This is a genomic window from Hyunsoonleella pacifica (assembly GCF_004310335.1).
In the GTDB taxonomy this organism is placed as follows: Bacteria; Bacteroidota; Bacteroidia; order Flavobacteriales; family Flavobacteriaceae; genus Jejuia; species Jejuia pacifica.
In genome coordinates this window covers 460,789-473,153 of the sequence record NZ_SIRS01000001.1, presented here as the reverse complement: position 1 = coordinate 473,153, position 12,365 = coordinate 460,789, and the positions used below count along the sequence as shown (strand labels likewise).

12 protein-coding genes and 1 tRNA gene are annotated in these 12,365 nt (G+C 32.2%); 4 read left to right on the top strand and 9 right to left on the bottom strand.

Annotated features, from left to right (window positions below):
- The first annotated feature begins 49 nt into the window (after nucleotides 1-49).
- Entirely contained in the window at nucleotides 50-610 is a 561-nt protein-coding gene (locus EYD46_RS01760) for a YqgE/AlgH family protein (RefSeq protein ID WP_130935331.1), read from the top strand.
- Here the strand turns inward: EYD46_RS01760 and EYD46_RS01755 are convergent.
- Nucleotides 607-1,449 (bottom strand): aminotransferase class IV, encoded by an 843-nt coding sequence (locus EYD46_RS01755; RefSeq protein WP_130935330.1) that lies wholly within the window; start codon nucleotides 1,447-1,449, stop codon nucleotides 607-609. The two genes, EYD46_RS01760 and EYD46_RS01755, sit on opposite strands and share 4 nt — an antisense overlap.
- Nucleotides 1,450-1,510: 61 nt before the next feature.
- A complete protein-coding gene (locus tag EYD46_RS01750; RefSeq protein WP_130935329.1) occupies nucleotides 1,511-1,903 on the bottom strand; it encodes an START-like domain-containing protein in 393 nt (130 codons plus the stop codon).
- A gap of 131 nt (nucleotides 1,904-2,034) precedes the next feature.
- On the opposite strand from EYD46_RS01750, the gene EYD46_RS01745 reads away from it, so the two are divergent.
- Nucleotides 2,035-2,108 (top strand) — tRNA-Met (locus EYD46_RS01745).
- Nucleotides 2,109-2,197: 89 nt separating this feature from the next.
- Here EYD46_RS01745 and EYD46_RS01740 read toward each other — a convergent pair.
- Genes EYD46_RS01740 through EYD46_RS01710 form a run of 7 tightly spaced genes read right to left on the bottom strand, consistent with a single transcriptional unit; the run spans nucleotide 2,198 to nucleotide 8,486 of the window.
- Nucleotides 2,198-2,638, bottom strand: a complete 441-nt coding sequence (locus EYD46_RS01740) for a Fur family transcriptional regulator (protein ID WP_130935328.1) — start codon at nucleotides 2,636-2,638, stop codon at nucleotides 2,198-2,200.
- A gap of 37 nt (nucleotides 2,639-2,675) precedes the next feature.
- A complete protein-coding gene (locus EYD46_RS01735) occupies nucleotides 2,676-3,014 on the bottom strand; it encodes a hypothetical protein (RefSeq protein ID WP_130935327.1) in 339 nt (112 codons plus the stop codon).
- A gap of 5 nt (nucleotides 3,015-3,019) precedes the next feature.
- Nucleotides 3,020-3,367, bottom strand: coding sequence for a DUF6686 family protein (locus EYD46_RS01730; protein ID WP_130935326.1), 348 nt, complete (start codon nucleotides 3,365-3,367; stop codon nucleotides 3,020-3,022).
- Nucleotides 3,368-3,382: 15 nt separating this feature from the next.
- Nucleotides 3,383-5,578: a PepSY domain-containing protein gene (locus tag EYD46_RS01725; RefSeq protein ID WP_130935325.1), complete on the bottom strand. Its 2,196-nt coding sequence runs from the start codon at nucleotides 5,576-5,578 to the stop codon at nucleotides 3,383-3,385.
- A gap of 10 nt (nucleotides 5,579-5,588) precedes the next feature.
- Nucleotides 5,589-6,056, bottom strand: a complete 468-nt coding sequence (locus EYD46_RS01720; protein WP_241657673.1) for a DUF2271 domain-containing protein — start codon at nucleotides 6,054-6,056, stop codon at nucleotides 5,589-5,591.
- 20 nt (nucleotides 6,057-6,076) lie between these two features.
- On the bottom strand, nucleotides 6,077-7,576 hold the full coding sequence (locus EYD46_RS01715) for an ankyrin repeat domain-containing protein (protein WP_130935323.1): 1,500 nt from the start codon (nucleotides 7,574-7,576) through the stop codon (nucleotides 6,077-6,079).
- A gap of 7 nt (nucleotides 7,577-7,583) precedes the next feature.
- Nucleotides 7,584-8,486 (bottom strand): DUF6607 family protein, encoded by a 903-nt coding sequence (locus EYD46_RS01710; protein WP_130935322.1) that lies wholly within the window; start codon nucleotides 8,484-8,486, stop codon nucleotides 7,584-7,586.
- A 105-nt stretch (nucleotides 8,487-8,591) separates the two neighbouring features.
- Here EYD46_RS01710 and EYD46_RS01705 point away from each other — a divergent pair, with 105 nt between their 5' ends.
- Both EYD46_RS01705 and EYD46_RS01700 read left to right on the top strand, forming a co-directional pair.
- Nucleotides 8,592-10,742 carry a TonB-dependent receptor plug domain-containing protein gene (locus tag EYD46_RS01705; RefSeq protein WP_130935321.1) on the top strand — a complete coding sequence of 717 codons (2,151 nt, stop codon included), beginning with the start codon at nucleotides 8,592-8,594 and terminating at the stop codon, nucleotides 10,740-10,742.
- Between the two features lie 7 nt (nucleotides 10,743-10,749).
- On the top strand, nucleotides 10,750-12,255 hold the full coding sequence (locus tag EYD46_RS01700; protein ID WP_130935320.1) for an HmuY family protein: 1,506 nt from the start codon (nucleotides 10,750-10,752) through the stop codon (nucleotides 12,253-12,255).
- The last annotated feature ends 110 nt before the right edge of the window (nucleotides 12,256-12,365 follow it).

Here is a 12,365-nt window from a genome sequence, read left to right as displayed (position 1 = left end):
CTTTTTTGATAAAATAATCTTAGATTTAGTTAATTTAATATTAAACAGCATGACGAGCACCACCCCCAAAAAAGGCGATTTGCTGATTGCAGAACCAGCCATAATTGGAGACGTTTCCTTTAATCGCTCCATTGTTTTATTGGCAGACCATAGTGAAGAAGGGTCTATTGGTTTTATTCTGAATAAACCATTAGAATATACCATAAAGGATTTAATTCCAGAGGTAGAAGCTCCATTTAAAGTTTACAATGGCGGTCCTGTTGAACAGGATAATCTTTATTTTATCCATAAAGTACCTAATTTGATACCTAATAGTATAGAAATTTCTTTGGGTATATTTTGGGGAGGGGATTTTAAAAAAGCCGCTGAGTTAATTACCAATAACACTATTAGTGAAAACGACATTCGTTTCTTTTTAGGGTATTCAGGGTGGGATTCTAATCAACTTGAAAGTGAACTAAAGGCAAACTCGTGGGTGGTTTCAGAAAATATTTATAAGAAAAAAATTATTGAAAAAGACTATGCTTCTTTCTGGAAAGAAAAAATGCTAGAACTAGGTGGCGAGTATAGTATATGGTCAAACGCGCCAGAAAACCCAAATTATAACTAAGCTAATCTAACAACAATATTTAGTTTCTCTATTAATAGTTTAGCAACATCATTAACAAAATGCTTTTTACGGTATTTTGTAATAGATTGTATTCCAGTAATTACATTTGTAACAAATAATTCATCTGCTTTTTGAAGTTCAAAAGGAGAAATTGCAACTTCTTGTAACTCATAATCGCTTAACTTTTCAACAAGCCTTATTATTTGTGCTCGCATAATGCCTTTTAAACATCCATCTGATAGTGGTGGTGTTTTTATAATATTACCCTTTACTAAAAATAAATTGCCATTTAAAGCTTCAACTACATTTTTATTTGTGTTTAGGAGTAAACAATTATCTAATTTATTTTCATTAGCAAAAATACTACCAACTACATTTATAGCCTTATTATTAGTCTTAAGCGTAGATAATAGTGTTGGTGCAACATAGTAATCCTTAAATAAATCTACCTCGTAATCAGATACATTAAACTCAAATACATCATTATCTAAAGGCTTGGTACTAATTGTATAACCTACAGTATTTTCCTTTGGTAAATACAATCCACCTTCATCTCTAAAAACTATCAGTTTTACCCTAACATTACCGCTCTCAAAACCATTTACTTTTAAAAGATCTTTTATTTGGGTATCAAGAAGTTCCATGGTAAAACTCATAGGTATTGCCATACGCATTATTCGCATAGATGCCATTAGTCTAAAGTAATGGTCTTCCCAAAATAATATTTTCCCATTGGATACTTTAATAGTTTCAAAAACAGCATCTCCATAAGCAAAACCCCTATTATGTATTGAAATACAAGTAGTATCCTCTAAAATGTTACCGTTAAAATTTATCATAAAAAAAGTCCGCTACTTTTATAAATTTAAGCGCGGACAAATATAAGATTAAATAGTGTTTTTATACAGAACCTAATACTTGTTTTAAATCTGAAATTTGATTTTCCCAAAGCATTTTAGCCTCTTCTACCTCATCATCATCAGCAAAATCTGTTACCATTAAAGATACATCCTTAGTAATTTCATCTACTTGAATTCTAATTTCAAAATAACAGGCGGCACCATCTTCTTCATCTTCTAACCATCTAAACTTCACACGTTCCCCACTCTTTTTACTTAGTAATTTAGCTTGTTCTTCACTATCATCCCAAATAAAAGTAAATAACTCACCACGGGAATTTACATTATCTGAAAACCATTCAGACAAACCTGAGGGCGTTGAAATGTATTGATATAATAACTGCGGTGAGGCATGTATAGGAAATTCTATCTCAAACTTTGTTTTATCGTCCATAAAAGTTATTAAAATATTGTGTGCTCAATATATACATTAATTGATGAGTTTAGAAATTATTTTCAATAATATTTTGCACAAGTTATGTTTGCGAACGTAAATATTGTTTTTATATTTGCAACCTCAAAAACGGCGAGGTAGCTCAGTTGGTTAGAGCGTCGGATTCATAACCCGGAGGTCACGAGTTCAAATCTCGTTCTCGCTACATAAATAACAAACAAAAAACCCAAGGTTAAACCTTGGGTTTTTTGTTTGTTCATAACAGTATTATAAGAAAACTAGAGTATTAAAAATCTAAGTGTTTTTTCTAACACCATAAAAGTACATGGAGTGTTTATCAATTTCAATATCGAAAACCTCTTCAATAGTTTTTTTGATTTCTTGCAAACGTGGGTCACAAAACTCTAAAACCTCTCCTGTATCTGTTAAGATAATATGATCATGCTGCCTGTTAAAATATGATTTTTCATATTTAGCCATATTATCTCCAAATTGATGTTTTCTTACGAGTTTTATTTCCAACAAAAGCTCTATAGTGTTATATAATGTTGCCCTACTAACTCTATAGTTTCTAGCTATCATTTTATCATATAAATCATCAACGCCAAAATGACCTTCACGGTTGTAAACTTCCTCTAAAATTGCAAAACGTTCTTGTGTTCTTCTCAATTTCTTTTTTATTAAAAAGTCTTCAAATACCTTTTCTACAATTGCAAAGTTTTTGTTTGAGTCCATATTTTTATTTTTAAGAATTAGGTTTACCTACAAAATTTTAATTATTTAACATCATATCAATTCCCAATTCCAAAAGAGAACCTTCAATCAAGTTTTGAAGTAAAACTAAGTTTTCATAATTCATAACAAGACTGATTTGAGGTATAGGAGTTTCAAGGAATGTTAATTCATCTACATCACTTTTATTAGCATTTTGAATTAACCTATCTAGCGATTTATTAATAAAATCACTAAACATCAATATTTCTGCTTCAGTAAGATGAAACACGGTTTTATCAAAAACAAAATTTACTTTTTTAAAGTGCTCTAGTGGACAGCGCTTCCATTTAAAAGCAATTCCATAATCATTCTTATAAAGCATATTGATATCATCCATATACTTTAGTTTAAAAAGAAAACATAATCTACATCTGGCACTGATAATACAGTAAATGGCTTTTTTGTATCCTGTAACACTAAATCCTTTAATGCCGAAAATTCTTGTCTATTAAATACCAGGGTTAGATTTTTTTGTAATGTTTGAATTGGTATTTTTCGTTTTATGGGTGTTCTATCGTACATAGCTTGCCAATATTCTACCTCGAGTTCACTAACAAAACTTTGAAATACCTGAAGTTCTTTTTTAGTAAATTCTATACTTATATTATTGAACTGTAAATTATATAATTGGCAGCTTTCACAATAAGCAAGTTGTCCGTTACAATTTTTAGCTATCACTTTATGACACATAGTAGTTTTGGTTTTTTAATAACAGTCGGTTAATATTTGGTTATACTTTTCAAAAGAAGATATAGGCAAGTTAAAACGTGTTTCCGTGAGGTTGTTCAAGGTTGCAAGTACATCATTTTTCATTGCCAAAGAGCCACAAATCATAAGTGTTCCACCATTTTTAAGGACACGACATACCAAATCCGCTTTTTCTACTAAAGAATTTTGAACATATCTTCTTTGGTTTTCTTCTTTAGAAAAACTCACAAAAAGCCCCGAAAGATTTTTCTTGTAAAAAGCAGAATCAATTAAATTGGTATATAACTTAAAAGACGTTTTGGTTCTACCTCCCCAAAACAAGTAAGTTTTTGTTTTATTTGGCTTTTCGGCATTAATCATTCCTAAAAATGGTCCAATACCCGTGCCGTTGGCTATCATAATAACTTCTTTTGCATCATTCGGAAAATGAAAACTTGAGTTTTGTTTTATAGTGGCTGTAATCATATCATTTTGTTTTAACTGACTTAATGTTGAAGAACAAACACCTTTGTCATGTTTTTTTATACTTAACGTGAGATTGTTATTAATTTTCCCAATGGAATACAAACGTTCTTTCGTATCATTTTCAGGAATAATAGAAAGTAAATCGCCTGATTGGATGTTGAGTTTTTGCTTAGGTTTTAACGTTAAAAGGAAAGTCTTATCTAAATTTATAGAGGTACGTTCTACAACCTGAAACTTTTGAAATTTACGCTTTTCTTTTGAAGGTTTTAATCTTAAATCTACCTTAGTGATATTGCTCCACTGTGATACCCAACTATCAAAATCTGTTTGCGATTGCTCGTTGATTTTTACCAATGGCAATAAGGGTTTAAATTGACTTAGTTTATGAAGCAATGCATCTGCTTTAATGGCGAAATGGCAATAGTTAGGATACAATTTTGAACCAAAGCCTACTACCGAAAATTGAATAGGATTTACAGGTTTTACTGTATTGATAATGGTTTCAAAATTTCTAGCATTATTTGGTGCATCTCCTTTACCGTATGTAGAAGTAAACACTACTAATTGCTTAGCGTTTTTATAAGTTGAATATTCATTTAATGAAGAGAGAAATACTTTTTTTCCTGCTTTAACTAAAGCTTTACAAAAGTCTTTTGCAAATACAAATGTATTTCCAGTTTCTGAACCTACTAAAAGAATAATTTCCGATTCATCTTTATCAAAAGTTCCTAGTGTTATTCTTGATTTTTTGATACGTTTTAAACTCATGGACAATCCAGAGTATATAAAGAAGAGGATGCTCAAACTGGCTATCAATAGTACTGTAGACCATAAAAAATTCCCCGCTCCCGTGTGTAATTTTAAACTTAGTATAGAGGCCATTTGTACAAAGGGATACCGCACTTCACTAATAATTTCGCCTGTATGTTGATGCAGTAATATTTCCTTATTGGTTAAGGCTATTTCAAAATAATCTTCTGCATCTTCAGAAAAAGGAAAAGTTAACTTTCTAAGTTGATCTAATGTCGTGTTTTTAAGTAGTGGAATTTCTAAAACATCATTATACTTTGGAGTATTAGAAGGTTCAAAATCGTAATTGTGTGAGGTAGTAGTTTGGGGTAGTAACGAAAACTTTTCAGCAGAAAGGTACACTCCCGTTAGCGCAATGATACATATAGGTACTAAAAACCAACGTCCAAAAATTACATGATAACGCTCGTTAATATTGGTTTCTTTTACTTTAGAGAAAAACTTTAGTATTCCGCCTTGCCTTTTTAAAACAAGTACTACTCCAGTAATGGCGATTAAGCATAAAAGTAATGATACTAACCCCACAAAAAACCGACCGATACTTTTTAAAAACAACGACCTGTGAAAGTTAGTCATCCAATTAAAAAAAGCAGATGGTTTTTCAATAGCTGCTATTTTTTTTCCAGAAATTGGGTTGATATAAATTGTTTTGCTTTTACCTGCTTTAGTAATTACAGAAGCTTTTACAGCATTAGCGTTTGTAATTTCAAACTCAAATACGTCTTTGTACTCATTTTTTAAAGCCTGAACTGTTTGCCCTAATGTAATGTACGCTAAATTTGAAGTTACTTGTGGCTGCACCACATCTGACATTGATTTTAAAGCTAAAATTCCACCTGAAATAGAAGCTACAACCAAAAACAGGGCAGTTGATGCTGCCAGTAAAAAATGACTATATCTCCATATAGATAATGTCATAAACTTCTGTTTATTGAGGTATTAAACGTATATATCTTATAAACCCTTTGCCTTCAACTTTACTTGTTAAGCTTTCTGAGGTTAACTCAAATTGAACATCATCTGTATAGTACTCCTGATCTTCAACAGCGGTTTCAAAACGAATATTGTAGCCTTTATCTAATATATCAGCATCTATATCTAAAACACTTATGGTACGCTCACCTCCTGCAACAGTTTCGCCAGAAATGGCATCTATATCAGGTCTACGCTTTCCATAAAACTTCCACCACTCAGTTATATCGCTATACCACTCTTTATCTGTTCCTTGAACGTATAAGGTTTTCTCGTAAGCTCCTTCTGGGTTTAATAGTGAAACCACTACATAAGCTCCCTCGCCAGAATAATTTGTTAACTGTATCATGCACTTCACTTTGGTTGTTTCCGTAGCGTTGGTAAACGCTAAAAGCGTAAACAGTAAAATAGTTATAATGGGCATGTATTTTAATAAACGTATCATCATAATTCTAAAAGAGTTAAACTGAATTTGTTGTTTTGTAATACTTCATTTTCTTTAGCCAAATCCAATGGTGTTTCCTCAAAATCGGTTTGTATCCTTTTATCTGCACCTTTATTTAAAAGAAATTGTAAGACGGTATTATCTTTTGATTTCATTGCTGAAATATGAAGTGGCGTGTAACCATATTTATTCTTTTGATTTATGGGCACATTTAACCCTTCAAGTAGTTTTAAAAGATTAAGGCTATTTTGCTTTACTGCCAAATGCCAAAGATTATCTTGGTTTGCCTGTTGTGTTGAAAAATCTAACCCTTTAGCTTTTAACAATTCCAGCTTTTTCCTGAAACTGTCTTTGGATTTTTCACTATATGAAGATATAAGATAATATACTAAAGAGTTACCTTTAGCATCGGTTATTGTTATGTCTGCGCCTTGTTCTATTAAAAAGGCAACAACATCTTCAAAGTTACTTTCTACTGCACGCATTAAAGGTGTTACCCCTTTTTTATTTTGGGTATTTATATTTTTAATATGTTCTGAAAGAAATAAAACAGACTCTAAAGTATTGCTGTAAGATGCATTGATAAAAGCTGTATTGCCATTCACATCTTTTTGATTTACATCAACTCCTTTTTCAATAAAATACTTGAAAATATCAAGATCCTTATTTTTATAAGCTAACGCATGTAAAGGTGTAAAACCCTCATTTGTAATTATATTTGGTTCTAGTCCCAAGCTTTCTAAGTATTTATAAGTTTTTAATGTGTTTTTATGATGCCTCGTGCCTTTGGCTGCAAACATAAAGGCGTTACCTCCTACTGTGTTTAGCGACTTGTACGCAACTCCCCTTTTTATAAGTAGATTTAGTAAATCTATATTTCCTTTTTTGGCAGCATAGTTAAATATGCCATTACCGTTGTTGTCTACACTGTGTAAATTAATACCTTTTGAGACAAAATAATCTATCAAAACATCATCTTTTAAAGCTGGAGCAACTAGTAAAAGAGCATTGGCACCATCATTGTTTTTTTCTGAAAGTACATTAGCGCCATGCGTTATACAGAAATCATATAATTGAGTATTGCGTTGTCCTGTAACTGCTGCAAAGTTTAATACCGAATAGCCATGGCTATCAATAATATCCATTTTTGCACCTTTATCAACAAGGTACTGCATCATTTCTATGTTATCTTTGTATGCAGCCCAAAACACATAGGTTCTACCATCGTGGGTTTTCTTATTTACACCATTACCATCTATAGTTAAAAGGTATTTAATGATGTTGTTATCTACCTTTTCAATAAGACCCAAAGAAATGGCATCAAATGCATGTTCGTTGAGTTCAGTAGGATCGTTGCCATTTTTAATAGCTTCCTGTACTTGCTCTAATGAAGGTTTGTTTTTCCAATAAGCTCTATCTAAAAAAACATTAGTTTGAGCACTAACTTGGATTGAGATTAGAACAATAATGATATTTAATAATTTATAACTTGAAACCATAAATCACTTATTTTACAAAAGATTCTATAACCTCACTAATAGCGGTTTCCTCATCGATATCATCAGAAAATAAATGCTTATATAAAGGTTTGTTTTCTACCTTAGTTTCTAGTGCTAAATCTTTATTCATGCCATATACGGTATCCCACTTTGCTCTAACCAAAGCCCATTTTGCTTTGTGTTTTTGCCACCAATCAATTGCACCTTGGCATTTACTATCGGCTACTTTTTTATAGGTGTTATAGCCTTTTTCTTTAGCAATTATTACATCATCGGCTCCAGATGTTCTAACAATTTTTTTATTGTCTTGGTCGTGTACCCAACCATAATCGGTTACCTCATGTCGATTACCTCTTTCTGTAATATTATAATCACTTCTTGTGGTATATTCGCGTCTTGGTAACGGTGCGTCGGTAGTATTTTCCCAGTAGCTTTTGCCATCAACGTGTACCCAAGTCCCAGAACCCTCGTAACGTGGACTATCATCCACTTGATACACTTTTTGTGTCCACTGCCCTTTTACATCAGCTTTTGGTTTCGCAATATAATTCCAGTTATTATCGCCATTATACATGTAAAAATCGGTGTTTTGGTACACCCAATCCTGCCTCCAATGCTTTACTATATATGGTTTAGATGGATCTCCAACTTGCAATAAATGCTGTATAGATACTTTGTTTTTATCATCTATAACCAATTGCGCCCACTCTAAGGCCTTATCTGTTTTGGTCTTAGAAGGCTTGTACAAAGAATCTTCACTGTAATTAAATGTTTCAGCAAAATTGAATGTTACTTCAAAACAGCCACACATACTCTTAATGGCTTCTAGGTCTTCTTTCTTCTTGCTTTGAGCATTCGCATTTAGGGTAAATGTTAAAATTAGTAGCGATAAAATAGTTAATCGTTTCATTTTTAAATGTTTGAGTTATGTGAATATTAATTTTTTAAAAATCTATTTATTCTTATTTAGACTAATTAAAAATAACTTATATATTTGCAGCAAATTTAATTAAGAATGATTCTAAATAAAAAATATTTAACTATTTATTTTTCATTTTTTTTAGTAGGCTATTCTTTTTCTCAGGAAACTTCTAGAAAAGATGGAGATTCTATTAAAGTTGAAACATTAGAAGAAGTTGTCTTAACAGGGCAATACAACCCACAATCCATTAAGAAGTCTGTATTTGAAGTAAATGTGATAAACCGCAAACAAATTGATATGCTAGCTGGTAACAATCTTGCTGATGTATTAAATCAATCTCTTAATTTAAATATCATTCCAAATGCAAATACAGGAAAATCAACTGTGCAGATGTTTGGGTTGGATGGTCAGTATTTTAAAATACTTGTAGATAATATCCCTTTGGTAAACGACGAGGGTTTAGGCAATAATACAGATTTAACCCAAATAAATTTAGACGACATCAAGCAAATTGAAATAGTTGAGGGTTCTATGGGCGTGCAATATGGTGCCAATGCTGTTTCTGGGGTTATTAATATAATAACTAAGAAAAATTCAAAATATAAATGGGATGTTTCTACGTTTACACAAGAAGAAACAGTTAGTAACGAATATGCTTTGTTTAGTGAGGGTAGGCATATACAGTCGTTAAGAATTGGGCATCAACTAACAGATAAAATCAATGTAAGTGCTAACTATAATAGAAACGATTTTAATGGTTTTTTAGATGATAGACAAGGCCCCTATTATGAACTTAATGATGGTTTACGTGGATTTTTATGGCTACCAAAAATTCAAAATACAGGAAAAGCATTAATTAATTTTTCAGGAGATAATTTTCAATCCTTTTATAAGTTCGAGTACTTTGATGAGCAAATTGATCGGTTTTCATCACAAGTTACAGAAAATTTCAACGCATCCACAAATACAACAAACCCTGTTGGAACTGATGCTATTTTTAACTCCATACGTTTTTTTCATCACTTAAATTTTAGTGGCAAACTAAAACAGCAAATTAATTATGATGTTTCCTTTTCATATCAAAGCCAAAAGCGTGATGTAGAAATGTTTAAATACCGCATAAGAACCAGAGAGAAATTTGATGTAAATGCTTTTGAGTTTCAATCTAGAAACGTGTGGTACTCTAGAGGTAACTTTAGTAATTTTTTTAATAGCAAAAATTTTAAAACACAACTTGGTTATGAAATTAATAATACCAATGGTTTCGTTTCCCAAGAAGCTGGTAGTTTTGATGGCGAAAATATAAGACGAGAACTTGGCAATTATGATGTTTTTGCATCATCAGAAATTAACATAACACCAAAAATTTCCATACGTCCTGGAGCAAGATTAATTGCCTCTACCCTATTTAAACCAAGGACAGCCGTATCTCTAATTTCAAAGTATAATTTAAAAAATGATTTAGAGTTACGCGTACTAGTAGGCTCCTCTCCTAGACTACCAAATTATGCGGAGCTTTACACCTATTTTGTAGATGCAAACCACGATGTAAGAGGTAATGCAGATTTATTACCAGAACAAGGCGCTTCAATTTTTGCACACATAAAAAAGAAGTTTTCTTTTGGTAAGGCTGAAACACCTATTCGCCTGCAAAGTAAACTGTCTTTTAACTATTTAAATGTTGAAGACAGAATAGAATTAAGCATAATTAATAATAACCCATTACAGTTTCAATACATTAACATTGATGCTTTTAAAACCATTGGTGCTTTTTTTAGAAATACACTTATTTATAACAGCCTAAGAGCTTCATTTGGTTTGGGTTACTCTGGACAATCAAAAGTTTTAGACAGTAGAACTTTGGCTAACGATGATTATCTATTTGCGCTACAGGCCAATGCCAATGCATCGTATCGTTTTGATAAAATTGGGTTAGTGGCTTCGGCATTTTTTAAATTCAATGGGCCGGTTCAACAATTTGTACAACAACAAGATGCTAATAATCAAACCATTTTAGTTAGAGGAGAGCAAGCTGGGTTTAGTATGCTAGATGCCTCTTTTCGTAAAGACTTTGCAAACAAAGCTTTACAACTAACATTGGGAGCAAGAAATCTTTTTAATATCACTCAAGTAAATACAACCGCGATTGAAGGTGGTGCACATTCTGGGCCTGCTAGTAATATTCTTTTGGGATACGGACGATCTTATTTTTTAAAACTATTATATAATATTAAATCTAATTAAATAACAAATGAAAACAAATCTAATATTTATCAAAGCACTCGTAATTCTATTTTTAGTGAGTGCATGTAGTAATGATGACGACGAAGCTATGCTCCAAGATTTTGCAGTAGCTTTTGAGAACCCCTCTGCTAGTTTTCTTGCAACTGATGTAGATAAAGATGTTGTAGTTGTATTTGCTCCTGCAGCAACTTCTAATGGTGTTATAACTATTAATTATACTTTAGACAATGCCGAATATGGTCTTGATGGGGACTTCACAACTATACCTGTTGGCGATGGCGGCACAATTGCTTTACCTTTTACAGCTGGTGCTGAAAGCGTTAGTTTTAAGATAAATAAATTAAAGACACCAATTGAAGGTGATACTAAGGCTATCACATTCTCAATAAGTCAAGTAAGTTTATCTAATGCTACTGTAAGTGGTAATGTTGATTTTCTATTAAGCTTTACGGAAACTGCCGCGTTAGGTGGTGTTATTGCTCCAGAAGTTGGAGGTGTAAATTATACTAATCAAGTATTTATAGATTTAAGCGCTCAAACTACTACCCCAGTAAGAAGAGATGCTTGGGAATTAGCATTTCACTCAGGAGCAGCAAACAAGGTGTTTTTAAATTCCGCATTACGTGTTACAGCTGCCGAACTTTCAGATTTTACGGATTTAAGTGCAATAACAAGTGCTACAGCATTTTCTCCTGCTTTAGAAATTGATGTATACAATTTATTTACGCAACAGACGGAAACAAAAATTATAAATTCAGTAGAAGAATACAAAGAAGGTGTAAAGCAATCTTACTCTATGTACGGCCCGTATGCAGATCATAGAGATGGAAGCGAAACTGCTATTTCTGAAATTTCTGCTACTCCAGACGATAATAAAGTATATTTAGTGTATATGGGATCTGAAATACCTACAACAGCAGGTTCTGGAAGTACTAACCACTCTGGAGATGATAGAGGATGGTATAAGGTTAGAATTACTATGGATGGCGAAGATTATAAATTGCAATATGCTGAATTAGAATCTACTACCATAAAAGAAACTACTATTACAAAAAATGTAGACTATAATGCTGTTGCATTTAGTTTAAAGGATGAAAAACTGGTAACTGCTGAGCCTCAAAAAGATAAATGGGATATTAATTTCGCAGGTGTATTTGGTGCTGAAAACGGACCTACCTATAGCGATTATGTAATTCACAACACATTAGGTGGTACAGGATTATATAAAGTATCTACCAAAGATAGCGAGGGTGTGGCTATTGAAGGCGTACCTACATTCGAAGATTTTTCAGTTTCTGATGTGGATGACGGCTCTCTTAATTTTAATGAAAGAAATATTATCGGTAGTGGTTGGAGAGACCCTTTTGCTGGTCCAGTAGCTGTTGTAAAGGATGACAGGTATTTTGTTATAAAGGATACTGCGGGAAACTATTACAAATTACGTTTTAACGCTGTAGTTAACGAAAACGGAGAAAGAGGAAACCCCAAATTTGAATATGAATTACTACAATAATTTGATGTTGAATTAGTCTGTCTAAAAAATGATTCATGTCAATGCATTCAAAAGTCTAATAACTCTATTAGGCTTTTGTTTTTTAATTTATGAAATGACAAAAAAGAGTT